The organism is Antarcticibacterium sp. 1MA-6-2, from assembly GCF_021535135.1.
Classification (GTDB): domain Bacteria; phylum Bacteroidota; class Bacteroidia; order Flavobacteriales; family Flavobacteriaceae; genus Gillisia.
Window position 1 is genome coordinate 3,666,211 of the sequence record NZ_CP091036.1, and the last position, 25,677, is coordinate 3,691,887.

General features: G+C 38.4%; 29 protein-coding genes. 18 read left to right on the plus strand and 11 right to left on the minus strand.

What is annotated here, in order from left to right; genetic code table 11:
- Positions 1 to 4: 4 nt before the first annotated feature.
- The 12 genes from LZ575_RS18620 (at position 5) to LZ575_RS18660 (ending at position 11,454) form a co-directional block, all read left to right on the plus strand.
- On the plus strand, positions 5 to 2,440 hold the full coding sequence (locus LZ575_RS18620) for a glutaminase family protein (protein ID WP_235326428.1): 2,436 nt from the start codon (positions 5 to 7) through the stop codon (positions 2,438 to 2,440).
- A 37-nt stretch (positions 2,441 to 2,477) separates the two neighbouring features.
- Entirely contained in the window at positions 2,478 to 3,392 is a 915-nt protein-coding gene (locus LZ575_RS22915) for a beta-L-arabinofuranosidase domain-containing protein (protein WP_255702693.1), read from the plus strand.
- Positions 3,393 to 3,402: 10 nt separating this feature from the next.
- Positions 3,403 to 4,641 (plus strand): beta-L-arabinofuranosidase domain-containing protein, encoded by a 1,239-nt coding sequence (locus LZ575_RS22920; protein ID WP_311196127.1) that lies wholly within the window; start codon positions 3,403 to 3,405, stop codon positions 4,639 to 4,641.
- 32 nt (positions 4,642 to 4,673) lie between these two features.
- Positions 4,674 to 5,297, plus strand: a complete 624-nt coding sequence (locus tag LZ575_RS23970) for a family 43 glycosylhydrolase (protein ID WP_311195854.1) — start codon at positions 4,674 to 4,676, stop codon at positions 5,295 to 5,297.
- A 40-nt stretch (positions 5,298 to 5,337) separates the two neighbouring features.
- Positions 5,338 to 5,643, plus strand: coding sequence for a family 43 glycosylhydrolase (locus tag LZ575_RS23975; protein ID WP_311196128.1), 306 nt, complete (start codon positions 5,338 to 5,340; stop codon positions 5,641 to 5,643).
- An 81-nt stretch (positions 5,644 to 5,724) separates the two neighbouring features.
- Positions 5,725 to 6,141: a cupin domain-containing protein gene (locus LZ575_RS18635; RefSeq protein ID WP_235326430.1), complete on the plus strand. Its 417-nt coding sequence runs from the start codon at positions 5,725 to 5,727 to the stop codon at positions 6,139 to 6,141.
- 304 nt (positions 6,142 to 6,445) lie between these two features.
- Entirely contained in the window at positions 6,446 to 6,655 is a 210-nt protein-coding gene (locus tag LZ575_RS18640; protein ID WP_235326432.1) for a hypothetical protein, read from the plus strand.
- Positions 6,625 to 7,035, plus strand: a complete 411-nt coding sequence (locus LZ575_RS18645; protein WP_235326434.1) for a YceI family protein — start codon at positions 6,625 to 6,627, stop codon at positions 7,033 to 7,035. The genes LZ575_RS18640 and LZ575_RS18645 overlap by 31 nt, the downstream gene beginning before the upstream one ends.
- A 32-nt stretch (positions 7,036 to 7,067) precedes the next feature.
- Positions 7,068 to 8,141, plus strand: a complete 1,074-nt coding sequence (locus tag LZ575_RS18650; RefSeq protein ID WP_311195855.1) for a hypothetical protein — start codon at positions 7,068 to 7,070, stop codon at positions 8,139 to 8,141.
- Between the two features lie 86 nt (positions 8,142 to 8,227).
- Complete coding sequence (locus LZ575_RS23980; RefSeq protein WP_311195856.1) at positions 8,228 to 8,353, plus strand: hypothetical protein; 126 nt, start codon at positions 8,228 to 8,230, stop codon at positions 8,351 to 8,353.
- 258 nt (positions 8,354 to 8,611) lie between these two features.
- Positions 8,612 to 11,011 carry a PAS domain S-box protein gene (locus LZ575_RS18655; RefSeq protein ID WP_235326436.1) on the plus strand — a complete coding sequence of 800 codons (2,400 nt, stop codon included), beginning with the start codon at positions 8,612 to 8,614 and terminating at the stop codon, positions 11,009 to 11,011.
- A gap of 89 nt (positions 11,012 to 11,100) precedes the next feature.
- Positions 11,101 to 11,454, plus strand: a complete 354-nt coding sequence (locus LZ575_RS18660) for a response regulator transcription factor (protein ID WP_235326438.1) — start codon at positions 11,101 to 11,103, stop codon at positions 11,452 to 11,454.
- Positions 11,455 to 11,476: 22 nt separating this feature from the next.
- On the opposite strand, the gene LZ575_RS18665 is transcribed toward LZ575_RS18660, so the two are convergent.
- The 4 genes from LZ575_RS18665 to LZ575_RS18680 all read right to left on the minus strand — a co-directional run bounded on the left by LZ575_RS18665 (position 11,477) and on the right by LZ575_RS18680 (position 14,013).
- Entirely contained in the window at positions 11,477 to 12,154 is a 678-nt protein-coding gene (locus LZ575_RS18665; protein WP_235326440.1) for an outer membrane beta-barrel protein, read from the minus strand.
- A gap of 101 nt (positions 12,155 to 12,255) precedes the next feature.
- A complete protein-coding gene (locus tag LZ575_RS18670; RefSeq protein WP_235326442.1) occupies positions 12,256 to 13,263 on the minus strand; it encodes an outer membrane beta-barrel protein in 1,008 nt (335 codons plus the stop codon).
- A gap of 65 nt (positions 13,264 to 13,328) precedes the next feature.
- Positions 13,329 to 13,499, minus strand: coding sequence for a hypothetical protein (locus tag LZ575_RS18675; RefSeq protein WP_235326445.1), 171 nt, complete (start codon positions 13,497 to 13,499; stop codon positions 13,329 to 13,331).
- Positions 13,480 to 14,013, minus strand: coding sequence for a hypothetical protein (locus LZ575_RS18680; protein ID WP_235326447.1), 534 nt, complete (start codon positions 14,011 to 14,013; stop codon positions 13,480 to 13,482). Before LZ575_RS18680 ends, LZ575_RS18675 begins: the two co-directional genes overlap by 20 nt.
- A 474-nt stretch (positions 14,014 to 14,487) precedes the next feature.
- Between LZ575_RS18680 and LZ575_RS18685 the strand changes: the two genes are divergently transcribed.
- Positions 14,488 to 16,062 (plus strand): NADP-dependent glyceraldehyde-3-phosphate dehydrogenase, encoded by a 1,575-nt coding sequence (locus tag LZ575_RS18685; RefSeq protein WP_235326449.1) that lies wholly within the window; start codon positions 14,488 to 14,490, stop codon positions 16,060 to 16,062.
- A gap of 80 nt (positions 16,063 to 16,142) precedes the next feature.
- Here LZ575_RS18685 and LZ575_RS18690 read toward each other — a convergent pair whose 3' ends face one another.
- Positions 16,143 to 16,847, minus strand: coding sequence for an NrtR DNA-binding winged helix domain-containing protein (locus LZ575_RS18690; RefSeq protein ID WP_235326451.1), 705 nt, complete (start codon positions 16,845 to 16,847; stop codon positions 16,143 to 16,145).
- 133 nt (positions 16,848 to 16,980) lie between these two features.
- Here LZ575_RS18690 and galK point away from each other — a divergent pair, with 133 nt between their 5' ends.
- The 5 genes from galK to LZ575_RS18715 all read left to right on the plus strand — a co-directional run bounded on the left by galK (position 16,981) and on the right by LZ575_RS18715 (position 20,745).
- Positions 16,981 to 18,141, plus strand: a complete 1,161-nt coding sequence (gene galK, locus LZ575_RS18695) for a galactokinase (RefSeq protein ID WP_235326453.1) — start codon at positions 16,981 to 16,983, stop codon at positions 18,139 to 18,141.
- Positions 18,142 to 18,209: 68 nt separating this feature from the next.
- Positions 18,210 to 19,262, plus strand: a complete 1,053-nt coding sequence (locus LZ575_RS18700) for a UDP-glucose--hexose-1-phosphate uridylyltransferase (RefSeq protein WP_235326455.1) — start codon at positions 18,210 to 18,212, stop codon at positions 19,260 to 19,262.
- Entirely contained in the window at positions 19,252 to 19,710 is a 459-nt protein-coding gene (locus LZ575_RS18705; protein ID WP_235326457.1) for a LacI family DNA-binding transcriptional regulator, read from the plus strand. Before LZ575_RS18700 ends, LZ575_RS18705 begins: the two co-directional genes overlap by 11 nt.
- A 37-nt stretch (positions 19,711 to 19,747) precedes the next feature.
- Positions 19,748 to 20,284 carry a LacI family DNA-binding transcriptional regulator gene (locus LZ575_RS18710; RefSeq protein ID WP_235330772.1) on the plus strand — a complete coding sequence of 179 codons (537 nt, stop codon included), beginning with the start codon at positions 19,748 to 19,750 and terminating at the stop codon, positions 20,282 to 20,284.
- 110 nt (positions 20,285 to 20,394) lie between these two features.
- Entirely contained in the window at positions 20,395 to 20,745 is a 351-nt protein-coding gene (locus tag LZ575_RS18715) for a hypothetical protein (RefSeq protein WP_235326459.1), read from the plus strand.
- A gap of 54 nt (positions 20,746 to 20,799) precedes the next feature.
- On the opposite strand, the gene LZ575_RS18720 is transcribed toward LZ575_RS18715, so the two are convergent.
- From LZ575_RS18720 to LZ575_RS18740, 6 genes are all read right to left on the minus strand, one after another.
- Positions 20,800 to 21,045 (minus strand): hypothetical protein, encoded by a 246-nt coding sequence (locus LZ575_RS18720; RefSeq protein WP_235326461.1) that lies wholly within the window; start codon positions 21,043 to 21,045, stop codon positions 20,800 to 20,802.
- Positions 21,046 to 21,071: 26 nt separating this feature from the next.
- The gene (locus tag LZ575_RS18725; RefSeq protein WP_235326463.1) at positions 21,072 to 21,803 is read right to left on the minus strand and encodes an SDR family oxidoreductase; all 732 of its coding nucleotides are present in this window, start codon (positions 21,801 to 21,803) and stop codon (positions 21,072 to 21,074) included.
- A 121-nt stretch (positions 21,804 to 21,924) separates the two neighbouring features.
- A complete protein-coding gene (locus LZ575_RS18730) occupies positions 21,925 to 22,797 on the minus strand; it encodes a YihY/virulence factor BrkB family protein (protein ID WP_235326465.1) in 873 nt (290 codons plus the stop codon).
- A 140-nt stretch (positions 22,798 to 22,937) separates the two neighbouring features.
- Positions 22,938 to 23,603, minus strand: a complete 666-nt coding sequence (locus LZ575_RS22925) for a cation:proton antiporter (RefSeq protein ID WP_255702694.1) — start codon at positions 23,601 to 23,603, stop codon at positions 22,938 to 22,940.
- Between the two features lie 32 nt (positions 23,604 to 23,635).
- Positions 23,636 to 24,205 carry a cation:proton antiporter gene (locus LZ575_RS22930; protein ID WP_255702695.1) on the minus strand — a complete coding sequence of 190 codons (570 nt, stop codon included), beginning with the start codon at positions 24,203 to 24,205 and terminating at the stop codon, positions 23,636 to 23,638.
- Positions 24,206 to 24,689: 484 nt separating this feature from the next.
- A complete protein-coding gene (locus LZ575_RS18740) occupies positions 24,690 to 25,634 on the minus strand; it encodes a 1-phosphofructokinase family hexose kinase (RefSeq protein WP_235326467.1) in 945 nt (314 codons plus the stop codon).
- Positions 25,635 to 25,677 lie beyond the last annotated feature (43 nt).

Here is a 25,677-nt window from a genome sequence, read left to right on the forward strand (position 1 = left end):
TGTTATGAAGAAGTTCCTTCTTATTGCACTTATAGGCTTAAGTAATTTACTCTACGCCCAGGACCGGGAAGCTCCTGCTTATCCGCTAATTACACATGATCCATATTTGAGTATATGGTCATTTACAGATGAAATTAATACTCAGCCCACAAAACATTGGACGGGAACAGATCATGACCTCCTCGGCTATATAAATGTGGATGGTGTTAATTACTGGTTTTTGGGGAGCGAAGTCCGTAATTATCAGGATGTGCTTTCAGCTTCAGATCAAAAAAAATATCAGGCTCAGATAACTGAAAAAAAGCCTGCACAGGGGTGGGAGAAGAACAACTTTAATGACAGGAACTGGAAATCGGCTTCTGCTCCTTTTGGCAATACTCAACAGGCAGAAACACGTTGGGAAAGTGATAATTTATGGTTGAGAAGAAAATTTGATCTTGAACAGGTGAAGGATGAAAAACTTTATCTCAAACTCAGCCACGATGATAATGTAGAGGTGTTTCTAAATGGAGAACAAATCTTCAGCAGAAATGGTTGGAATCATAAGTATGAGTATTTTGAAATCCCACAGGCTGCAGTTAAAAAACTAAAACGCAAGGACAATATTTTGGCGGTTCACGTAAACAATACCGCAGGAGGCCAGTTCCTTGATATAGGAATAGTACGGGAGTTGGAAGACAAAAGTAAAAAAGAAGCTGCAGAGCAATTATCGGTGGAATTTAGAGCTACCCAAACCGAATATGTTTTAAGATGTGGGGGAGTAGATGTGAATCTTACTTTTACCTCTCCACTCCTTATGGATGATCTTGATGTTCTTGCAAGACTAGTTTCTTATATTTCTATTAAAACTACTCCTAATGATAATGAAGCACATGAGGTGCAGGTGTATTTTGGAGCTTCAACGGCTATCGCAGTTAACGAATCTAATCAAATAGTTACAGCAGAATTATCTTCTACAAATGAACTCAGCTATTTAAAAGCCGGAACAAAATCTCAGGAGATATTAGAAAAAAGCGGAGATGATCTAAGAATAGATTGGGGATATTTATACGTAGCAGCTTCAAAAGATGCTAATGCAAAACAAACTGTTTCTCTGGCTAACGATGCTTTTAATGCTTTTAAAGGTTCAAAAGTACAGCCAGTAAGAGAAGGCCAGAATTTAATTCTTAATACTGTATTTCCTAAAACCAAAATAACTTCAGAAAAAGATCATCTTGTACTTCTGGGTTATGACGACGAATATTCTATTAATTACTTCGGAAAAAACCTGCGTCCATGGTGGAATTCAGATGGTAAAAACACTTTGGAAAAGGAGCTGAGTAAGGCATATCAAAACTATTCTTCAATAATAGAAAAATGTAAGGCATTTGATAAAAAGCTTTACGAAGATGGTATTGAAGCCGGAGGAAAAGAATATGCTGAATTACTTGAAATAGGCTACCGTCAAAGTATTGCGGCCCACAAACTGGTAAAAAGTCCGGAAGGGGAAATTCTATTCCTGTCTAAGGAGAATAATAGTAACGGATCCATTAATACTGTAGATGTAACTTATCCATCTGCTCCATTATATCTGGTCTATAATCCAGACCTTTTAAAAGGTATGCTTAACGGAATCTTTTATTACAGCGAGAGCGGAAAATGGAAGAAGCCTTTTCCGGCTCACGATTTAGGTACATATCCAATTGCAACAGGACAAACTTATGGAGAGGATATGCCTGTTGAAGAAGCAGGAAACATGATAATTCTTACTGCTGCTATAGCAAAAGCTGAAGGCAATGCACAGTATGCAAAGGAACATTGGGAGTCACTAACCCAGTGGGCAAATTATCTTGCAGAAGAAGGACTTGACCCGGCCAATCAATTGTCTACTGATGATTTCTCCGGGCACCTGGCAAGAAATGCTAATCTATCTGTTAAAGCTATTGTAGCAATTGGAAGCTATGGATATATGGCAGAACAAATTGGAGAAACTCAAACGGCTGAAGAATATACAATTATGGCCAGATCTATGGCTAAAAAGTGGATGGAACTTGCAGATGCCGGAGATCATTACGCCCTGACTTTTGATGATAAGAATACCTGGAGTCAAAAATATAATCTTGTATGGGATAAGGTAATGGATCTAAATATCTTCCCCAGGGAAGTTTTTGATGAGGAGCTTAAATTTTACCTCACAAAACAAAATGAGTATGGGCTACCCTTAGATAATCGCGCCGATTATTCAAAATCTGACTGGATAATATGGACGGCTACACTTGCCGAAAGTGATGAAACATTTAAAAAGTTTATTACTCCCGTATACAAATTCGCGACAGAGACAGGTGGAAGGGTTCCTATGAGTGACTGGCATTTTACTACCAGTGGGGACGTGAGAGGTTTTAAGGCCAGAAGCGTGGTGGGAGGTTATTTTATAAAGCTTTTACAGGAAAAGTGGGAATAGGATTTAAAAAACCCACTGGAATTTAATATTTCTGAACATGAAAACACTTCTGTCCTGCTTGTTTTTGAGCCTGGTAATTTTTATGATTTCCTGTCAAACGGAAAAGTCGCAGGTATTGAACATTCAGAATGTAATAATTCCAGATACCAGCTCTACGAACTCAAATTATTTAAGTAACCGTTCTCCTCTCACATCGAGTGTCCTTATAAAACTCCCGGTAGGAGCAGTCACACCCGAAAACTGGCTGAAGGTCGCTCTGGAGAGACAGGCCAATGGGTTGATGGGAAACCTGGGAGAAATCAGTGCCTGGCTTCAAGAAGAAGACAATGCCTGGCTTTCAGAAGACGGAACAGGATCCTGGGGTTGGGAAGAAGTACCTTACTGGCTTAAAGGATATGGCAATACAGCCTATATTTTGAAAGATGAGGAAATGATTGCGGAAACCAAAAAATGGATAGAAGCTGCGCTTTCGAGTCAGCGGCCCGATGGAAATTTTGGCCCCAAGATGATCGGTAAGGATGGGACTCAGGATTTCTGGTCTAATATGATCATGTTATATTGCCTGCAATCTTACTATGAATATAGTGGTGATGAGTGGGTAATAAATTTTATGTCCAGGTATTTTAAATACCAGTTACAGGTGCCTGATGAAGAATTCTTATCTAAAAGTCATTACTGGCAACGCATAAGGGGAGGTGATAACCTACATAGTGTCTTTTGGCTCTACAACAGAACAGGGGAGGAATGGCTTTTGAATTTGGCTGAAAAAATTCACCGGAACACTGCTCCCTGGTCTAAAAGAGACAATACCCTGGAAGAAATAGGAAATTGGAAGGAAACCAGGGAAGGCACAGATTGGCCTTCCTGGTATTCTAACCTGGTGGACTGGCATAATGTTAATGTTGCTCAGGGATTTCGTGAACTAAGCACAATATTACCAGTTAAGCCATAACGGGGAGGATCTGGAGGCAACGTATGAAAACTTTAGGATAATTAGAGAACATTTTGGCCAGGTACCGGGTGGAATGTTTGGAGCAGATGAAAACGCCCGACCGGGTTATGATGACCCACGACAGGGGATAGAAACCTGCGGCGTGGTGGAGCAAATGAATTCCAATGAAAATCTTCTACAAATAACGGGAGACATTTTTTGGGCTGATCATACTGAAGAAATTACCTTTAATACGCTTCCGGCGACAATGATGCCAGATTTTAAAGCTTTAAGGTACATCACCAGTCCTAATATGGTTCTAAATGATGACCAAAATCACCGTCCGGGAATTATGAACGACGGACCATTTCTTATGATGAATCCTTTTAGTTCACGTTGCTGTCAACACAACCACGGGCAGGGATGGCCGTATTTAATAGAAAACCTTTGGATGGCTACCCCTGATAATGGTTTGGCTGCAGTCATTTATGCTCCGAGTACTGTTAATGCCAAAGTTGCTGATGGTAAAGAAGTGACAATTACCTCTGATACCAAATATCCATTTGAGGAGGATCTGGAATTCAAACTAAATTTAGACAGCACAGAAGTTAATTTCCCTCTGTATCTAAGAATTCCCGGTTGGGCTGCCTCAGCTTCTGTTTCTATCAACAATAAACAAATTCAAGCAACTCCTGAAGCAGGAAAATATCTTCGTATTTCCCGAAACTGGAAAAATGGAGATGTGGTCAAATTGTCCTTACCAAAAGAATTGAAATTAACCACCTGGGAGAAAAACCACAACAGTATTAGTGTCGCATACGGTCCATTGACGTTTTCCCTCAAAATAGGGGAAGATTATATTAAAAAAGAGAGCGATGAAACGGCAATAGGTGATTCCAAATGGCAGGAAGGGGTGAATAAGGAGGAATGGCCGTCATTTGAAATACACCCTACAACACCTTGGAATTATGGGCTAATTATAAATAAAGACGATCTTCAGGAATCTTTTACTATTGAGAATCGGGCGTGGCCGGAAAATAATTTTCCATTCACGGTTGAATCTGCGCCCATAGTTATTAAGGCTAAAGCTAAAAAAATTCCTTCATGGAAGATAGATGAACATGGATTGGCAGGTGAATTAAATGACAGTCCCGTAAAGTCTAATGAACCCGTTGAGACGGTAGAATTAATTCCTATGGGCGCAGCAAGGTTAAGAATAAGTGCTTTTCCGGTTATTGGAGAGGGAGAGGGAGCAAATGAATGGAAATAAGATTTAAGATTTATAAGATAAGAAAGCGAAAGATGAAATTTATAATAACCTTTTTATTGTGCTTTGTACTCAAACAAGGTTTTTCGCAGAACACAAACTACCTAAAGGCCAACGCTCAAACAATTTTACTTGCAGATCCCACTGTATTTGAAAATGAAGGAACATATTATTTGTATGGTACCAATAATGATCCTTCCATTAAAGAACAGGGCTTCCTGGTGTACACTTCAAAGGACCTGAGGGAATGGAAGGGACCTGTAGGTGCGAAGGATGGTTTTGCACTAAAAAAGGGGGATTCTTTTGGAACTAAAGGTTTTTGGGCACCACAGGTATTCAAATATAAAGGTATATTTTACATGGCATACACTGCCGATGAACAAATCGCCATAGCAACTGCTAAAAGTCCTCTGGGGCCCTTTTTAAATTCTTCAGCAAAAGCTTTAGAAGCCCCGGTAAAACAAATAGATCCATTTATATTTATTGATGAAGAAGGCAAAAAATATCTTTACCACGTTCGTCTCCAGGATGGAAACAGGATCTTTGTTGCTGAAATGAACGATGATTTCAAAAGTATTAAAACAGAAACTCTTCAGGAAATTATTTCTGGGGAGGAAGAATGGGAAAATACTCAAAATGTTGAGTGGCTTATGAACTGAAGGTCCTACTGTAATTAAATATCAGGAATACTATTACCTTATTTATTCTGCCAATGATTTTCGAAATCCAGATTATGCTGTTGGCTATGCAACCAGTAAAAGTCCGCTGGGGCCGTGGAGAAAAGCTAATAACGGCCCCATCATTTCCCGAAGCTTTATGGGTGAAAATGGTCCTGGCCATGGGGATCTTTTTAGGAACAGTAAGAATGAATTGCTATACGTTTTCCATACTCATTACTCCGGCAGCGAAGTACACCCTCGAAAAACAGCAATTACCAAACTGATCTTCGAAGATTCCGGAGCTGTTCCGGTTCTGAAAATGGATCGGGGTAGTTTTAAGCTTTAGCGGAAAGAGGGAGAATCTTTCTGGTTTTTTCTTCCCAAAATTTTTTTAACTTCAGAAGAAGAACATTTACAACTACATCTTATGGAGCTGAAGAAGTATAATTTCAAAGACGACGGAAAAATTCCCAATAACAAACTCCCTTTATTACTCTACAAAGGAGCATTTATCGAAAGCGGAGAAGAAGCTGCGAATATGCTTGAGGAGAACTTTACATCGAACAATTGGAAGAATTCCTGGAGAAATGGAGTATACGATTTCCACCATTACCACAGCAATACCCACGAAGTACTGGGAGTTTATAGCGGCAAAGCTTTGTTGCACCTTGGTGGGGAAGAAGGAGAGAAAATTGAAGTAGTGGCAGGAGATATAATTGTAATTCCTGCCGGAGTTGGCCACAAAAATTTAGGAAGTGAAAATTTTAAAATTGTTGGAGCTTATCCTGATGGACGGGACTATAATATGAACTACGGAAAAGAGGGAGAAAGACCTAGCAGCTGATAAGAACATTTCAAAAGTTCCAATTCCTGATACTGATCCTTTCTTCGGAAAAAAAGAAGGTGTTCCTGAAATTTGGAAATAATAGATATCACTTAAAAACTTTATTATTTGGTTTTAATACAGGCCCCACCCGGGGCTTATTTTTTTGCCTATTTCTGAATGCAAACGTTGTAGTTGTCATCTTCTGAAAAGCTGTAGCAGTAAAGGTTTTCAGAATCTTTTGAAAACATTCCAAAACCTGATACTCGTCATAATTTATCCTGCATTCCTGGTGCAACTTTGTATCAAATTAAAAAGGTAAATCATGAAAACTTTAAAGAACATTAAACTGGTAGTAGGAACTGTACTAATGATGGTGGTAACTGCTCAATTTTCTATAGCCCAAACTTATAATCTAAATAATACAGCTTCCACTTTAAAAGTAGAAGGAACCTCTAACGTTCACGACTGGGAAGTAGTGGCAAAAGACCAAAAAGGAAACTCGTGGCAGAGTTTGCCGATGGGCAACTGGTAAAGATAAACCAACTGGAGTTTGCAGTACAGGCTGAAAGCTTAAAGAGTGGAAAATCCGGGATGGATAAGAATACTTACAAAGCTTTGAAGACAGATAGTAACAAAGACATCACTTATAAGCTAAACAAGGTAAACAACATAGACTGTGTCACTGCCGGAAGCTGTAAAGTAACCACCAGCGGAACTCTCACCATAGCCGGAACATCAAAACCTGTAGAGATCACTTTTGACGCTAAAGTAACAGGGGACAAAGTAACCCTTACCGGAAGCAAAAGCTTAAAAATGACTGAATTCAAGGTAGATCCTCCAACAGCGATGTTTGGTACCATTACTACCGGGGACCAGGTCAACATAAAATTTCAATCAACATTTTCTAAATAAAACTATCCACAACAACAATTAATTCTATCACAATGAAAACCTCAGTTAAATATTTAAGCATCGCACTTCTGGCTCTAGTTGGTTTACAAGCCCAGGCACAACAACGCGACCTTGAGAACTACAGACTTCCTGACCAACGTGGGATCAACCAGTTTGAAGCTCCAAAAGATACTACCGATACCTTTGATGGTGTAAACGTGAGAATGGGAGGAGCCTTTGCCATCCAGTTCCAGGCTCTTGACCACGAAAGTACAGGATCCCCTGTGAACGCAGCCGGAGAACCTGTAGGACTTATAGAGATTGGAGATAACTTCAACCTTCCTACTGCCAACCTTGACCTTGATGTTGAGCTTTATGATGGGGTGAGAATGCACCTTAGAACTTACCTTTCTTCACGTCACCACCCCGAGCCATACGTAAAAGGCGGGTATATCCAAATAGACAAACTTGACTTTATAAGCGAAGGCTTTATGCAGCCCCTTATGAATAATATGAGGATTAAGATTGGTCATATGGAGAACAATTATGGTGATATGCACTTTAGAAGAAGTGATAACGCAATGGCACTTTACAATCCCTTCGTTGGAAACCTTATAATGGATGCCTTTACTACCGAAGTTGGTGCAGAGGTGTACTACTTCAACAATGGCCTTATCGCTATGGGTAGTGTAACAAACGGTAAACTAAACCAGGCTGTAAGCAATCCCGATGTAACAGGACCTTCTTACATAGCAAAACTTGGATATGACAACAATGCCGAAGAAGGACTAAGATTCCGCTTAACAGGATCTGTATACCACACCAACAAGAGTGCTAACGCATACCTTTACAGTGCAGACCGTGCAGGATCAAGATACTATCTTGTAATGGAAGCCACAGGAGCAACCCCTGCAGCCAACTTTAGCTCAGGCAGGTTCAACCCCGGCCTAAGAAATGAACTTACCGCCTTTATGGTAAACCCGTTCTTAAAGTATGGCGGACTTGAATTCTTCGGAACCTATGAAAGAGCTACCGTAAAGCAACAGCTGAGCCAGATACAAGAACCTTCAACCAGTATGCAGGTGAGCTTATCTACCGCTTTGGAAATAACGAGAACTTCTATGTAGGTGGTCGTTACAACCTTGTAGACGGAGAGTTAACTGCAGGTAAAGAAGTAGATATCACCCGGTACAATCTTGCAGGTGGATGGTTTATGACAAAGAACATCCTTGCAAAACTTGAATACGTGAACCAGGAGTACAATGGATTTGCCAATACAGATATAAGAAACGGCGGCGGATTCAACGGACTTATGTTTGAAGCAGTAATAAGCTTCTAAAAAGAAAATGTTGATCTAATAAGGAGGGGCAATCGCCCCTCTTTTTAATTTCCTGTTTCTTCTATAGAACAACTACTAATTTTACCAATTATAAAAAAGTAATGCCAGGTGAGAAGTCTATAATTTCGAATTAGCAATCTATGTTAACTGGAATCTTAAACATTCCCTAAAAAAAACTTAAGAAGCGAATAGTTTCGTAATATTGAGGTCTCATCAGCGGCTTGAAATAATTTAGGTTTGACTGAAAAAGCCAAATTAATGAAATCTATTTTTTCGTCCGGTAAGATCGAGAAGGTGCAAACAGAAGTAGAGGATCTCCAGAAAAAAAATATATTGAAGGAACTTCAGCATTTTCACGACAATTCTCTTGTTGCTTTTTATGCCTGCGACAGCCAGGGCCGTATCATTTATTATAATCCTGCAGCTGCCCGTTTATGGGGGGTTGAACCCGTCTTAGGTGAGACGTTTTGGTGTGGTTCGTGGAAAACCTTTCACCCCAACGGCCAGCCTATGGAGAGAGAGGAATGTCCTATGGCGAAGGCTATTGGGAATGAAGACCCATTAATAAAGCAGGAAATATACATTGAAAGACCTGATGGATCAATTAAAAATCTTCTGGCATTTCCACAGCGCATTTTTGATGAAAATCAAAACATAATAGGCGCATATTGCTCTCTTGTTGATGTTACAGACCAGCAAAGTGGGCAAATAAAACAGTCTACTCTTTCAGCAATTGTAGAATCTTCCGATGATGCAATTATAAGTAAGGATCTTACGGGAAAGATCATTAGCTGGAATAGAAGTGCCCAAAGAATATTTGGGTATACAGAAGAAGAAGTCCTGGGTAAACACATTACTATTCTCATTCCGGAATACTTGTTAGAAGAAGAAACACAAATTCTTTCAAAAATAAGACAGGGAAGAAGGGTAGATCATTTTGAAACTATTCGAAAAGCTAAAAATGGTAAAGAAATACCATTATCCATCACCGTTTCTCCCCTCAGAAATTTTAAGGGTAAAGTGGTGGGAGCCTCAAAAATTGCAAGGGATATTTCAGATAGAATAAAGGTCGAAGAAAAGCAGGCTATGCTTTCAGCAATTGTAGAATCTTCAGATGATGCTATTATTAGTAAAGACCTAAACGGAATCATCAGAAGCTGGAATCCGGGAGCACAGAGGATCTTCGGATATTCAGAAAAAGAAGTGGTAGGCAAATCCATCACTATTCTTATTCCTAAAGAAAGGCTTCAGGAGGAGGCTAAAATTCTTTCAAAAATAAGAAACGGCGAGAGTCTGGACCACTTTGAGACAGTGCGTAGGACGAAATCAGGCAAAGAGATTCCTATTTCACTTTCTGTATCACCTATTAAAGATAGCAAGAATACTATCATTGGAGCATCAAAAATAGCACGTGATATTACGGAACAGGTAAGGGCACAGGAGGAGATTAAGAGATATACTGAAAATCTGGAAATTCTTAATTCAATAGGAAAAAGTATTTCTGAAAACCTGGACGTTCAGGCAGTACTCCAGCGCGTTACTGATGCTACAACTAAACTCACAGGAGCTCAATTTGGAGCCTTTTTTTATAACCATATTAATGAAGAGGGCAGGGCTATGATGCTCTATAATTTATCTGGGGCCCCAAGGGAGGCATTTGAAAAATTCGGGATGCCACGGCATACAGATGTTTTTCGGCCAACATTTACGGGAGAGGGTCCTATTAGGGTAGATGATATTACAAAAGATCCCAGGTACGGGAAGAATTTTCCTCTTTCAGGAATGCCACTAGGACATCTTCCGGTGGTAAGTTATCTGGCGGTTCCTGTTATTTCAAAATCTGGTTTAGTTATAGGTGGTCTTCTATTTGGGCATCCCGAAAGTGGGGTTTTTAAACATGAACATGAAGAAATGGTGGTGAACATTGCTGCTCAGGCTGCTATTTCACTGGATAATTCTAAACTCTTTGAGCAGGTGAAATCCTTAAGTGATAAGAAAGATGAATTCATCGCTTTGGCCAGTCACGAATTGAAAACTCCCTTAACTACTATTAAAGGATATCTGCAGGTTCTGGAAAAGAAAGAAAAGGACCAAATGACCGCACTTTTTATTGACAAAGCACTTAACCAGGTAAATAAGCTAAACACACTTGTAGAAGATCTTCTTAATATGTCGCGGATAGAGGCGGGAAAACTGGACTTTACTCTCGAGGATTTTGATCTTCGTGAGATGGTATTGGAAATTATTGAAACTTTTAGTTACTCCTATAGTACGCATCAAATTTTGTTCGATTTAGGCGTAGGGTCTGCCATGGTTCATGGAGACAGGCAGAGAATTGAACAGGCAGTTATAAACCTTGTGACTAATGCTATAAAATACTCACCTGAAGCTGACAGGATTTACCTGAAAATTGAGGTTCACAAAGATAGGGTGGTGGTAAAAGTTAAGGACCAGGGAATAGGCCTTTCTGAAGAACAACAAAAACAACTTTTTACAAGATTTTACAGGGCCGAGAACACAAAAGGTATAAGTGGTTTGGGAATTGGATTATATCTCACCAAACAAATTATTGATCGGCATAAAGGAGAGATAAGTCTATCAAGTACTCTGGGAGAAGGGTCAGAATTCAGCTTTTACCTGCCACTTAAAAATGAATAAGAAGTTTAGAGATTAATTAAATCCGAAGCCTTAAAAAACTTTAACAAGATTTTTTCACTGTAGGATTAACTGGTTTTTATTTTTATGGAATGAAACAAATCTATATTGTTGAGGATGATAACGGCATTAGGGAGTTACTGGAGTATCTTCTCTCCAGTGCAGATTATTCAGTTGCTTCCTTCCCAACTGCCGAAGCTTTTAGAAAATCTATAGCTCTTCAACAACCAGATCTTATTCTTATGGATATTATGTTACCAGATGGCAATGGTCTTGATTTGTGCAGGGGACTGGGTGAAAAACAAGAAACTAATAATGTGCCCGTTGTCTTAATGTCTGCCCACGCCAATCTTGAAAATCTGGCAGAAAATCACGCCAGTGACTTTATTGCAAAACCTTTTGATATAGAAGAACTTCTTTTAAAAATACAGCAGCAATTAAGGTAATTAGTTCTATTTATTATTCTTTCTATCTTCTCCTTCCGCCTCTATCATTTTGATTTCCTCCTAAATTATTTAACTTATAAGTGAAGCTAAGCATAGCATAGCGCGTAAGAATAAGGCTTCTTGTATCCTGGATAAAGTCATCTCCTATTATTCGCCTTGTGTCTACATTTTGATCCAGGAGATCATAAACATTTACTTTTACTGTGGCATTTTCATCCAAGAACTGGTAGCCAAGGCTCAGGTTCCAGAGGATAGAAGTATTGTCAAAGCCGGGAGAGACATTTCCAAATCGATTATACGAAATATCATTTCCAAAGATTAAATTTTTAGGCCAGTAAGTAGTTGTTTCCAAACCTATTCGATGGTTTGTTGCTTCTTCATCCCTGTTTGAACTTATGTCATAACTACTCGTGGTGTAATTCAGGGAATAATTAGGATTAATATCCAGGACTTCATCTATTACATAGCTAAATCTAATATTTGGATTTATGCCATACCTGTTTGCCTGGTATTTTTCCCCATTTATAAATCCAATATTTTTATTATAAGAAGTGTTTACTCCACCTCTAAACCTTAGCTCGTAAGTTTCTCTTTTTATTTGTTTGTTGAAAAAAGTACCAATCCCGGCACTCATTGCACCATCAACATTAGTAAAGGTGGTGTATCTCACAAGATCTTCATCTACTGTAGTTATTGGCACCACGTTGTTATTTGTAAAATCTACATCTACCCAGGCAGCATATCCGCTCCTTGTAGCATGGTCAAAATTGCGATAATCCAGGTCGATACTTTGGCGATAAGCTACTCCAGGGAAGGATTTCCAACCACAATATTTAAGGGATTAGTGCGGTCTACCACAGGCTGTAATTGTCTTATAGAAGGAACGTTTATATTAGTGCCGTAGCGAAAGGAAAGATTCTTTGATCTTTCAATTTCATATCTTAGCCTTGCCTCAAGGAAAAGGTTGTTATATGTATTTTTAAAGCCGCTTTCTTCAAGAAAATTTTCATTTTCAAGCTTCGTGTGGAGAAGCCCTATGTTAGTATTAATTCTCCAAATTTCTCCTTCATAATTTAACCCCAGGTTGGGTGTGTGCCTAAAACTTTTTACTTCAAAATCACTGCTCAAAACATTATTTAAAATCGTATAGTTCCCGTCTTCGTTTTCGCTCTCGTAGACGTATCTTTTGTTGGCTGAAGTAGAATAGTCAAAATCGTAGGAAATATTTAGGAAAAAATCTTCAGCCAGTACACTTCTGTTACTAATATCAAAGGAATAAGAGTTCTCCTTCTCATCTTCATCTATAAATTGATCCTGAATTTCTGTCACCTCGTCACCTTCAACAAAAAATATACTTTCAGAATAATAAAAATTATCATTTCTCTGGATGCTGTGATTTTGATCTGCCCCCAATCTTAAATAAGCACCCCTGCTACCAAAACGCTTAATAAAATCTATATTATTTCTAAAGTTCTCCCTTTCCAAAAGCTCATTTTCGCGGCTCTCGGTATTATTGATCAAATTGCGGTTTTCATCAAGTGATTCTTCAGTCCTGGAACTATAGGATTCTCCATAGTTTGCATTAAACCTGGGGCTAATGGAAAGCCTGGTAAGCGTGTCAAATTCAACTTCAAAGCGCAAATTTGCACGGTGACTGTCATTAAGCAAATTACTTCTGTTATCGGAGTTGGTAAAATAACGGGAGCCCGGCAGTATATTTTCTCTGGCTGCTGTGGTTCTTCTCTCAGTATCATTTCTCCCAAAAAAATAATCGGCACTAAGTTCCAGTTCATTATCCCATTCGTTCACAAAATTTATCCCGGCAGTTTCCGATTTTGTAATTCCTCCCCCGTTGCCATTAAAAACATTTCTGCTTAAGCATTCCTGCCCATCATTCCAAAAACTTCGTCATAACTAAACCCTGAACTGTTAATATTATTGGAACTGGCCAATGCACTTAACCTTAGTTTGTCACGAAAGTAATTTGCAATAGCACTTAACTCATACCTTTCATCTGTCCCTCCACTAAGCAGTGGCACGGGCAAAATAACCTTTATTCTTATCTTCTTTGATGGTGATATTAACAGTTTTATTATCGGGGTCACCCGGTTCTCCAGTAAATTCCTGGGATCTTGTTTTGGTGTCCATCACCTGTATCTTTTCAATTATTTCCTTCGGAAGGTTTTTTGTTGCGATCCTATGATCATCTCCAAAGAATTCCTCTCCATTTACAAGAAATTTATTTACAGGTTTACCGTTTACAGTAATATTTCCTTCAGTATCTACTTCTACTCCCGGAAGCTTCTTCATGAGCTCTTCCAGATTAGCATTGGGCCGGGTGGTAAAAGAATCGGCATTGTACTCCAGGGTATCCTTCTTTATTGTAACAGGAGGGGTTGATGCTGTGACAGTAACCTCGCCTAATAAATTTTCTGAAATCTCCAGCACAACAGGTTCCATTACCATACTTTTTTCAAGGGAAATTGTTCGGCGAATAGTTTTATAGCCCGTGTAGGAAACAGATAGATATGCTTTAGGTTCACTGGACCTTCCCTTCAAAACAAAATCTCCACTTCTTTCTGAAATAGTGTAGGTAACAAGGCTGCTGTCAGAAAATTTTTCAACAAAAATGGTGGCAGATTCCAGTGGCTCGCCATCTACATCTACAATTTTGCTTAGTGATATTAAATTCCTGTGAGTGAATAATTCCTGAAAATAATAAGAAGATGAAAGTAATCTTTGAGGGCATAGGTGAAATTTTGAAGGTAAATTATTAGGAGTGCTATAAGGATTTAATTTTTAGACTGCTAAATGTGTGGATGGTTTAAATAATTCTCAAAACTTTTTAAATTGCTTCATTTGTTAAATAAATAATTTTAAATCAGGATTCAATCGTTGTAGTGGAATTCTGTTCATTTATTTGGATAAAATATTTACTTATGGATTTTGTCTTTCCTAAAATTTAGAGTAGGTTAGTCAATTAATTCAGGAGACAGTTAAGCTAATTTGTTTCCTCACAACTGAACAATTATAATGGAATCAAGAGACTATCAAATCACAGATTTACTACACCAGGAAACTTACCTCGCGAATGGAGAATTGATCAAGTGGAACGGAAAAAAAGATGAAGTTTATTCCACTATTTCTTCTTCAGAAAAATATGAACCAACATTATTGGGAAGCGTCCCACATATGGATGCTTCAACAGCCATAGAAGTATTGGAATTTGCTTCAAAAGCTTATGATAAAGGCAAGGGAGATTGGCCTACAATGAAGGTAGCGGAGAGAATAGAGAATATGCAATCCTTTGTTAGGGAAATGAGAACCCAACGCGAGCAGGTCGTAAAACTATTAATGTGGGAGATAGGAAAAACTTTAAAAGATTCACAAAAAGAATTTGACAGGACAGTAGAATATATTGAGGATACTATAGAAGAGTATAAGCAGCTGGACAGGGACAGTGCTAAATTTTATAAGCGTGAAAATGTCAATGCTCATATTAGGCGTGGGCCTTTGGGGGTTGTGCTTTGTCTCGGTCCATATAATTATCCGCTCAATGAAACCTTTGCTTTGTTAATTCCTGCTTTAATAATGGGAAATACAGTTGTATTTAAACCTGCCAAACATGGGGTGCTTTTACTTTCACCTCTGTTGGAGGCGTTTAGAAACAGTTTTCCTAAAGGTGTCGTAAATATTATCTACGGTAGAGGACGGGAAGTTGCTGCGCCAATAATGAAATCAGGAAAAATAGATGTTCTGGCTCTCATTGGTAACAGTAAATCTGCTATTGCTCTCCAGGATCAGCATCCAAATAAAAACAGGTTACGTCTTGTATTAGGTCTTGAAGCAAAAAATCCGGCAATTATTCTTCCAGATGCAGATCTTGATCTCGCAATCCAGGAATGTCTCACAGGTACGCTTTCATTCAACGGCCAGCGTTGTACAGCTTTAAAAATTATACACGTGCACGAGAAGATACGGGAAGAATTTACAAGAAGATTTGCTGAAAAAGTAGATGAACTAAAATTTGGAAATCCGTGGGAAGATGGAGTAAGTCTCACTCCCTTACCCGAACCTGAAAAGCCAGGATACATCAACGAATTAATAGAAGATGCCAAAAGCAAGGGAGCATCTGTTTTAAATAAGCGAGGTGGTGAAATTTCAGATAATTTTATTTTTCCCGCCGTTTTGTATCCCGTAACCCAGGAGATGAGAGTTTATCAGGAAGAACAGTTTGGTCCTGTTATTCCAATAAAATCATTTACTGATATTGATGAGCTTCTGGATGAAATTGCAGATTCTAATTATGGGCAACAAGTGAGTTTGTTTGGAGAAAATATTGAAAAACTTGCTCCGCTAATAGACATTTTGGTAAACCTTGTATGTAGAGTTAATTTAAATAGTTCCTGCCAGCGAGGACCAGATGTTTTTCCATTTACCAGTAGAAAAGATTCGGCAGTTGGGACTTTAAGTGTTCATGATGCATTGCGTTCATTTTCAATTAGAACATTTGTAGCTTCTAAAGACAATGAAAAGAATAATGAAATAATAAGAAGTTTGCTACAAAGCAGTAATTCTAATTTCATGAGTACAGATTATATTCTCTAAGACACGCACTGGCAGAATTAAAGAATAAAATAGTAACGGATAAGCGGCTTTGTAATAAAGCCGTTTTTTCGTTTATAAAATTACATTATTTCGAAGTTGTAACCAGATTCCTGTAATTTAGTGTAGTTCTTGTGATCAAATTTATAAAGAAATGCTCCTCTTCTCGAGCTGGATTTATCTTTTTCGTCCAGCTTTATTAGCACGTTGAGAGAAAGTACCTTTTTTCTAAAATTTCGGGAATCCAGCCGGGTTCGGTAAATAGCCTCGTAAAGTTGCTGCAATTGGGGAATTGTAAATTTTTCTGGTAGTAATTCAAAGCCAATAGGTTTGTACCGGGCTTTTCTTCTAATCCTTAACAGGGCATCTTCTACCATTTTATCATGATCCAGCACAAGCTCGGGCACCTCATCAATGTCGTACCAGTGAGCGCCATGCTTTTCTACAAGTTCTTTGTCGTAATCATTAATTCTTATTAAGGCATATTGACCAATGGATATACATCTATAACCGGGATCCCGTTGGGCTGCACCGTATGCACGTAGTTCTTCCATAAATACATTCTCCAACCCGGTGATTTCCTTTAACACCCTTTTGGCCGCATCTTTAATATCTTCATCAATCCTTACAAAGCTTCCAATTAAAGACCACACCCCTTTTAGTGGTTCTACACGTCTTTTAAAAATCAATAGTTTAAGGTTGCCATCATCAAATCCAAAAATAATACAATCGGTTGCGACATACATTTTGTCTTTATTGGCATAATAATCCATTGTAAATTCAGCCATGAATGAGCGTTTTGGTATTTATGCTAAATATATGCAATTGCTTTTATTTTTTTAAAGATTCAATTAAAGGTATGGTTTACGTTTATTATCTTTGGAATTTAGGAAGAATCAGCAACAATTTAAAATAGAGCTTTTGGATTTACCAAAACAAAAGGACATCCCACACCTTTTTAAAAATTTTTCGGGGAGTATATCTGTAGAATCTCCGGGCCGTATTAATTTTATAGGTGAACATACAGATTATAATATGGGCTTTGTACTGCCCACGGCCATTGACAAAAAGATCTATTTCGAATTACAGAGAAATGGCCATTCCCACACCTGTAACATCTATAGTAAAACCTTTAGTTCCTGGTTTTCTTTTAACCTTCGGGATTTTAGGAAAAGCAGTTCCAATTGGGAAAATTATATTTTGGGAGTAGTGGATGAGATACAAAAACTGGGAAAAACTCTCGATGGATTTGATTGTGTAATTAACAGTGAACTTCCCATTGGAGCCGGAATTAGTTCTTCTGCCGCCCTGGAATGCGGGCTGGCATCGGGGTTAAATGAGTTGTTCCAATTAAATTTGTCAAAGCAGGAAATAGTATATCTTTCCCAGGCGGCCGAAAATAATTTTGTGGGTTCTAACTGCGGAATTATGGATCAATACGCATCTGTAATGAGTAAGAAAGATCATTTGCTACTTCTCGACTGTCTTTCCCTGGAAGCAGATTTTATTCCTGCTGATTTTAATTCCTGCAAAATTCTTTTAATTAACACCGGGGTTTCCCACAGCCTTGCAGAAGGAGAATATAATACCCGAAGGCGTGAGTGCGAGTCTGCTTTGGAAATTTTGCAGAAGAAATATGATAAAGTGCAAACCTTGAGAGATGTATCCCTGGAGATGTTGCAAGAAGCCCGGGACCTTCTTAACGAAAAACAATTTAATAGGCTTAGTTTTGTATTAAGTGAAAACAAAAGGGTGTTGAAGAGTAGAGAACACCTTATGGCAGGAGAGCTCCAATCATTTGGAAAATTGATGTACCAATCTCATTATGGGCTAAGGGATCTATATGAAGTAAGTTGTAAAGAATTGGATTTTTTGGTAAAAGCTACTGAGGATAAAAGTTTTATTCACGGTTCCCGAATGATGGGAGGTGGTTTTGGGGGTTGTACCATAAATCTTATCGAGGAAGATAAAATTGCTGATTTTGAAATTGAAATTTCAACAGCGTATGAGAAACAATTTGGTATTAAACCCGAATTTATTACGGTTGTGCCGGGAGAAGGAACTATAGTAAACAAAATTTGACAATTTATTCTTCCCCTGTAGGTTTAACTATTGCAGAAATAAAATTTTATTCCTAATATTCGAGTGCTATGAGCGAAACCTTAAATTCTGCACCTCACAGGAGGTATAACATTCTTACAGGAGAATGGGTTTTGGTATCTCCCCATCGCACCAAAAGACCCTGGCAGGGAAAATCTGAAAAAGCTGCTGTTGAGAAAAGGCCTCAGTACGTTCCAGATTGTTATTTATGTCCCGGAAACACCCGTTCAAGTGGTGCTGTAAATCCCGATTATAAGGAGCCATTTACGTTTGAAAATGATTTTCCTGCTTTGATGCCCGAAGGTCCTTCAGAAAAGATTAGCAACGGCTTATTACAGGCAGAATCTGAAACCTGTATTTGTAAAGTTGTTTGTTTCTCGCCAGATCATTCTCTCACGCTTCCTTTAATGGAAATTCAGGATATCGTAAAAGTCATCGAAACCTGGAAGAAAGAGTATAAGGAGCTGGGTTCGCAGCCGGGAATAAATTATGTCCAGATTTTCGAGAATAAAGGAGACGTAATGGGTTGTAGCAACCCTCATCCTCATGGTCAAATATGGTCCCAAAGATCGCTTCCGCCAGAAATTGTAAAGAAGTCCAAACATCAACTGGAGTTTTGGGAAGTAAACAAAAAGAGTTTGATCAAGGCATATCTTGAGCAGGAGCTGGAAACCCAGGAAAGGGTAATTCTTCAAAACGATCATTTTGTTGCCCTGGTTCCATATTGGGCGGTATGGCCTTATGAAGTAATGATCGTTCCAAGGGAGCATTATCAACATATTGGACAGCTCAATACTGAAGAGGAATCAGCCTTTGCTGAAATTATAAAACAACTCTGCATACGCTACGACAACCTTTTTAATACCTCCTTTCCTTATTCTTCAGGGATTCACCAGGCTCCTACTGGAGGGGAAGATCATCCTGAATGGCATTTTCATATGTTGTTTTATCCGCCCTTACTTAGATCGGCAACTGTTAAGAAATTCATGGTGGGTTATGAGTTATTCGCCAGCCCCCAAAGAGATATTACTGCCGAACAGGCTGCAGAAGCTTTACGAAACTTACCCGACATTCACTATACCAGGCTTCAAAATGAGAGGTAAGACCACTTTAAAAGATTTAGCAAAATTATTGAATTTGTCTATTTCTACTGTTTCAAAAGCTTTAAACAATAGTTCAGAAATTAGTGAAATCACCCGCCAACGTGTAAAAGAGGTGGCTGCCTTTCACAATTACAGCCCGAATCCTTTAGCACAAAGTTTACAGGGATCAAATACGAAGACGATTGGGGTAATAATTCCTGACGTTTTAGCCCACTTTTTTGCCAAGGCTATGCACGGTATTGAAACTACAGCAAATGAAAATGGCTATAAAGTATTTATATGTCTCTCCAATGAATCCTTGCAAAAGGAAGCTGAAAGTCTTAAAAATCTTATTAATGGGAATGTAGACGGGGTTATTATGTCCCTTTCCAAAGAGACACAATCTACAGGGAATTACGATCATTTTAATGATGCGGTAAGGTATGACCTGCTAGGTAGTATTATTTGACAGGATTACCGGAAGATTTCCCTGTGATAAAGTTACCATTAATGATAAGGAGGCCGCAAAAAAGGCTACCCATTATCTCTATAATACAGGATGCAGGAATATTATTTTTCTCTCCACTATTCACGGCACCAGCGTAGGTAATAGAAGGGAAAACGGTTACAATGAGGCTATGAAATCATTAGGTATTACAGCCTTCTCAGTCTACATGGAAAACTATTTGTGTTTTGAAGAAACATTAATAAAGGTTCTAAAGGAAAAGAAAGTTGACGCGGTTCTTGCTTCAGACGAGCTCTCTGCTATTTCGGTTATTAAGAATGCTTTAAAGCACAAGTACAAAATTCCTGAACAGTTATCGGTCATAGGATTTACAAACGGAATAATGGCAGAAAATTTTGTTCCCTCTCTCACTACTGTGGAACAACATGCAGAGGAGCAGGGAGCTTTGGCAGCAGAAATTATGATAAAGAGGATCGAAAAAAAATTAGCTGCACCAATGGTTCAGGAAATCCTTGATACCACTATTGTTGAGAGAGAATCAACACTTCCGGTTAAAAATTTTAATCCTGTCATTTAATTTCCCGGTTAATTTTCACCCAAAGAGCATTCCAGTCCCTGTTCAATTTTAGAATTTTTTGTATTTTTGACAAATTTGGTATTCCAAAAAGAACATTAAATTCGAAAAATATGAAAAAGACGTTGTTGATTGCATTTATGATAATATTAGCCCTTGAAGTTCAGGCTCAGGAACTAAAAACTTTAGAGGTAGGAACTATAGTTACCATTGAAAAACCTTCAGGACAGGAATTTCAACATATTCATTTTCCGAAGAAAAATTTTATAATTAAAAGGGGTGGAATTGTGAATTATAAAAGAGAATTTGGCAATGAGGTTGAAATAGTTTCTCTTGAAACAAAAAAAGATGGAATAAGGCAGGCCAGGTTAAAAAGGGGTGATGGGAAGAAATTTTTTCAAAGCCATACCAGCGTTCTTGTAGATCTTGATAAGGCTATAGCTGCAGGTGAAATAAGTATTTAATTAAAAAAGCCTGGTAAGTTAATTTACCAGGCCTTTTTAAATTATACATACTGTTTAAATAACAATTTTCTTTTCACCATTAGTTTCTGGATGATTAGCATCAATATCATCTATGTGAGTAATTGTACCGTTCTTTTTATTGCTAAAGTAGTTGTAAGCCAGATAACCCGCACCTGCGGCTGCACCTATACCCAGTCCAATAAATCCTGCCCGTCTTGTCAGTAAATATTTTCCTGCTTTAATAGCCACTTTACCTTTTAAATATTTTTTTCCCAGTTCTACAATTGTATCGGTATTCATAATTTCTGATTTTTAAATTAGTAATCCTATGATTTGCCAGTTGGCTTTATTAATATTTCATTTACGTTTACAGTTTCGGGTTGGGTAAGAGCATAAAATACTCCATCTGCAATATTTTCCGGCTTTAGCTTTGCCTCCCCATTTCCATAATCTTTATCATCCAGCAACTCCTGGTCTGTAATATCCTTTCTCAGGTCAGTATCAACAGTGCCGGGTTCTATTGCCGTAATTCTAATGTTGAATTCAGGAGAAAGTTCCATTCTCATGGCCGTTGATAATGCAATTAAAGCAGCCTTTGACGCGCCATAAACCGCTCCGCCGGGATATACTTCTTTTCCGTCTACAGAAGCAATGTTTACAATATGCCCACTGTTTTGATCCTTCATAAAAGGAAGCACTTCATGTATACAGCGTAAAGTACCTTTAACATTAACTTCAATGGTTTCCAGCCATTCCTCAAGGTGCCTGTTCTTTAAGTAAGTTAACGGCATTACTCCCGCACAGTTTACCAGGATGTCAATTTTATTATATTCCGTTTTGATCCTTCTAAAGGCTGCGGCAACGCTATTAGAACTGCTTACGTCCATTTCTGCCACCATGCTCTCACCCTTTAAACTGTCGCTAATCATCTGCAGTTTTTCTTTGCTCCTGCTCGCAAGCACTACTTTACAGCCATACTCAGATAATTTATACGCTATAGCTTTTCCAATTCCGCTACTGGCTCCTGTTACTACAGCCACTTTGCCGTTTAATGTCATTAATGTTTTTTTATAGTTATCTAATTTCGGGTTTTTGAAGCTTAAAGAGTTAAGGGAGTTTGAAATAACACAGTTTTAACTAGGCTAACCTTCTTTTAAAGAAAAATTATAGGTTTAGGATTTAGTAATTTTCTTCGGCATAAACTTCAGTTTGAGCATTAACTTCGGCACCAATTAAAATTATGAAGCTGGTAAGAAACAACCATAAAAGCATAATTACCACCGCGCTTATAGAACCATACATTTCTCCATAGTTCCCAAAATTACTTACGTAAAAGGAAAAACCCAGGGAGGCAATAAGCCATAAAATGGTAGCTAATGATGCACCTAACATTACCCATTTAAATTTTGGGATTCCCCTGTCTGGTGCAAATTTATAGATGAGGCTAATAACGAATATTACTATACCTGCTAAAAGTGGCCAGCGCAACCAACTAACTAGAAGATCAATCTTTTCAGGAAGGCCAAATGCGTGGACGACAGCCGGGAAAATTACGATAAGTGCCATACTTAAAAACAGGGTAATAATAGCTCCTAAGGTAAAGACGAGAGTGAGAGCATTCTGTTTAATAAATCCTCTTTTGTTTTTGGTATTGTAAGCAATGTCTATTCCTGCAAAAAGAGATTTTGTGCCTGCATTTGCACTCCACAAACTTATTAAAATTCCCAATGCAGTTCCCCAGCCTAGTGTACTACCCGATGTTTCAAGAAAATTATCTATTCTTTCCTTAATAATTGAAAAAGCTTCTTTAGGCATCATGCCTGATAGTTGGGTAATTTGTTGCTCAGCCTGCTGTGGATCTACAGCAAGACCATAAATGGAAAGTAAGGCGACCAGGGCAGGAAAAATGGCCAGAAAAGCATAAAATGCTACACCTGCTGCAACAATTGTAAGATTATCTTCTGCAATTCGATCTTTTACTTTTACAATAATTTTCTTCCATCCGGAAAATTTGATTTTTTTGGGGGATTTGATTTTTTTGATCCTTTTCATTTTATAGCCTTTAATACTGTGTATAATCTCTTCTCTTTAAGATAAGTCGCAACAATAGAAGATTAAAAATTTTAATACTATTTGTGAAATGTTTAGAGAAGAGATCCTCCTCCAAAGGAAAGTCCGGATACTGTTATTGTTTATTCAGCCTTGCCTGATTTTTCAGGTTGTTCTTGGGTTCTGGAATCTTTAAAATATTCAATAATAGAAGGTGCAGTAATACCGTGTAATACAATAGAAATTAATATAACATAGGCGGTAATGCCGTAAAGTTCTGTTCTGCTTTCGAATTCTTCAAATTTCACCATAGCCCAGGCCAGGTAAAACACAGAACCAATTCCCCGTATACCCAAAAAACCTACTGCAAGTTTCGACCTAATAGGATCTTTAACTCCTGCAAGTCCTATTAAACCTGCAAGAGGTCGAATAATAAGGATAAAAATAAGAGCAAATACCAAGCCGCGCCAATCGGTCATTTCCAGGACACCATTAATTAAGGAGCCACCAAAGAGAATAATCCAAACTGTTAGAAGCAGCCGTTCAATTTCGTGAATGAAATCGTGCATTTTCTTTTTATAGTCCCCACTTATCTTTTCATAATACCTCAGGGTTAGGCCTACAAAAAAAACTGCAAGAAATCCATATCCATGGAGAAACTCGGTTAAGCCGTAGGTCATAAAAGTGAGAGAAAGAGAAACAAATCCATCAAAAGTCTTTACGCCAGTAACTACGTGTAAACGATCAAGCAAATAGCCCATTAATCTCCCTATTATAATTCCAATTACGACCCCTATAATGATCTTCAACAACAATTTATCCCAAAACCAGTTGCTGAAATTTAAAGTGGCCCAACCCCTGCTTGTGCAACCATTACTGCTAAATAAGTAAAGGGAAAAGCCATTCCGTCATTTAAACCTGCCTCTGTAGTAAGTGTAAAGCGGCGTTTATCTTCGGGTTCTTTTTCCCGGGTGGGTTCATCCAACTGTACTTCAGCAGCCAGGACGGGATCTGTAGGTGCAAGTATAGCTGCCAGTAAAAGGGCAGAAGGGACGCTAAGCGCCAGAAAATAAATTCCTAAGAAATAAGCAGCAGCCATTGCCAGTGGCATTGTAACGAATACCAACAACAGAGGTCTTTTCCAGGAAGAAAAGGAGAAAACACTCCCTATTTTCAAACCTGCACCCATTAAAGCTATAATTACTATAGCTTCAGAGAAATACATCATTTCCTCATCACCCCATAAAGGGTCAGGCCACTTTAGTGGAGTGCCTATATAAAATAGTGCAAAGCCTATGAACAGGAGAAGAATTGGAAAGCTAATTTTAATCTTTTTGGAAATAGAAGGAAGCCAGGCCATTACAAGTGTAGCAAAACCTATAGCCGCCAAAATAAGGTAATGTTCTTCCATAGAAAATAAAAATAATCAATAATTTAATGGAGGCTATCTACCTTGGGAAAAGTGTAACATTTGTGGAGTTATCGAGTATTTGAATTGCTCCTAAACGTATTGGATTTTGGAATGAACTGGAAAAATGTGAAGAATAGGAGTTTGACACTAATTTCCTTTAGCGGCTTTAGTGGAAAAATTACCTTAAAATAAGAGCTTTCTTCTGAGGAGCAGGTTTGAATTTCGTAATTCGGTAGTAGAGGTATTTTTTTCTGAAGAAGGTGAAGCCTTGTTTTCTTTGAAGCTTGTATTTGTTACCAGGAAGGTGAATGCTCTAAAAGAAGAGTGGCTAAAAAGAATATAGGGACAGTAGATCTTTCAGAATAAAATTTTCAATTTATGCAGCATAATCTGAAAATGAAAGGCGGTGATTTATCCAGGGCTGGGAACGTATTGAAGCATTATAAAACCATGTATTCATAATTCATACATGGATTTAGACTTTTCAGCTCTCCTGTTTTACCCGCTCTACGAGCTTCGCGTATAATTCTTCTACATCCTCTTTTTTGAGAAGTTCTGTTCCGGGAGATTTAATAGTAGCGCTTCCACAGGAGAGGCCGTATAGAACAGCATCCTCAAGAGATTTTCCTTTACATAGGCGGGAGACAATTCCTGCGACCATACTGTCACCCGCACCAATTGAACTTACAAACTCAACTTTAGGTGCAGGAAAATGATTAATTCCCTTACGGGTGGCGAGAAAGGCGCCGTCCGGCCCCTGCGAAAGAACAATAGCTTCAACAGGAAATTTTTCCAAAACTTCCCTTAGCAGCTCTTTTTGCTCCTCGTTATTAGATGCTTTTTTACCTATTATATCCTGCAACTCTTCACTGTTTGGCTTAATTAGAAAAGCACCTTCTTTTAATGCTTCACATAAAGCATCTCCAGAGGTGTCCATGATTAATTTTAATCCCTGCTCTTTAGCCACTCGTGCTACTCTTGTGTAGAAATTTTTTGGTGCCCCGGGAGGTAAACTACCACTGGCGACAAGGAATTTAGCTCCCTCAATATTTTCAAGTTTTTGTAGGATCCTGTTATATGCATCTTCTTCGAGTTCCGCCCCCGGAAATCCGAATCTAAAAATATTTCCTGTGGAAGTCTCACTTACTGCGAAATTTTGCCTTAGGTCATTTTTCACCTCTACAGGATCCTGGCTAATATTCTCTTTTTTAAGAAGCTCTCCAAAAATTTCTCCTGTATAGCCGCCGCGGGTGTAAATTGTCCTGGCGTCATGTCCCAATCTTTTTAAAACACGGGAAACATTAACCCCACCTCCTCCTGCGTCCTTAGAGGAGGGAGTGCAGCGTAATTTTTTTTCAGGTTCGAGCTTTTCTACTGTTGTATAAACATCCAGGGCTGGATTTACTGTGAGAGTGATTAATTTTTCCATAGTGGGCTAAATCATTTCTCCTAAATTAGAATATCTGCACTGT

Coding starts and splice junctions, on each gene's coding strand:
- LZ575_RS22915 (WP_255702693.1), top strand. CDS start 2,478: ATGAAAACACTTCTGTCCTGCTTGTTTTTGAGCCTGGTAATTTTTATG.
- LZ575_RS18690 (WP_235326451.1), bottom strand. CDS start 16,847: ATGGCTGAATTTACAATGGATTATTATGCCAATAAAGACAAAATGTAT.
- LZ575_RS18620 (WP_235326428.1), top strand. CDS start 5: ATGAAGAAGTTCCTTCTTATTGCACTTATAGGCTTAAGTAATTTACTC.
- LZ575_RS18650 (WP_311195855.1), top strand. CDS start 7,068: ATGAAAACCTCAGTTAAATATTTAAGCATCGCACTTCTGGCTCTAGTT.
- LZ575_RS18660 (WP_235326438.1), top strand. CDS start 11,101: ATGAAACAAATCTATATTGTTGAGGATGATAACGGCATTAGGGAGTTA.
- LZ575_RS18635 (WP_235326430.1), top strand. CDS start 5,725: ATGGAGCTGAAGAAGTATAATTTCAAAGACGACGGAAAAATTCCCAAT.
- LZ575_RS18640 (WP_235326432.1), top strand. CDS start 6,446: ATGAAAACTTTAAAGAACATTAAACTGGTAGTAGGAACTGTACTAATG.
- LZ575_RS18715 (WP_235326459.1), top strand. CDS start 20,395: ATGAAAAAGACGTTGTTGATTGCATTTATGATAATATTAGCCCTTGAA.
- LZ575_RS18740 (WP_235326467.1), bottom strand. CDS start 25,634: ATGGAAAAATTAATCACTCTCACAGTAAATCCAGCCCTGGATGTTTAT.
- LZ575_RS18720 (WP_235326461.1), bottom strand. CDS start 21,045: ATGAATACCGATACAATTGTAGAACTGGGAAAAAAATATTTAAAAGGT.
- LZ575_RS23980 (WP_311195856.1), top strand. CDS start 8,228: ATGACAAAGAACATCCTTGCAAAACTTGAATACGTGAACCAGGAGTAC.
- LZ575_RS18730 (WP_235326465.1), bottom strand. CDS start 22,797: ATGAAAAGGATCAAAAAAATCAAATCCCCCAAAAAAATCAAATTTTCC.
- LZ575_RS22930 (WP_255702695.1), bottom strand. CDS start 24,205: ATGGAAGAACATTACCTTATTTTGGCGGCTATAGGTTTTGCTACACTT.
- LZ575_RS18700 (WP_235326455.1), top strand. CDS start 18,210: ATGAGCGAAACCTTAAATTCTGCACCTCACAGGAGGTATAACATTCTT.
- LZ575_RS18685 (WP_235326449.1), top strand. CDS start 14,488: ATGGAATCAAGAGACTATCAAATCACAGATTTACTACACCAGGAAACT.
- LZ575_RS18705 (WP_235326457.1), top strand. CDS start 19,252: ATGAGAGGTAAGACCACTTTAAAAGATTTAGCAAAATTATTGAATTTG.
- LZ575_RS23970 (WP_311195854.1), top strand. CDS start 4,674: ATGAAATTTATAATAACCTTTTTATTGTGCTTTGTACTCAAACAAGGT.
- LZ575_RS18655 (WP_235326436.1), top strand. CDS start 8,612: ATGAAATCTATTTTTTCGTCCGGTAAGATCGAGAAGGTGCAAACAGAA.
- LZ575_RS18725 (WP_235326463.1), bottom strand. CDS start 21,803: ATGACATTAAACGGCAAAGTGGCTGTAGTAACAGGAGCCAGTAGCGGA.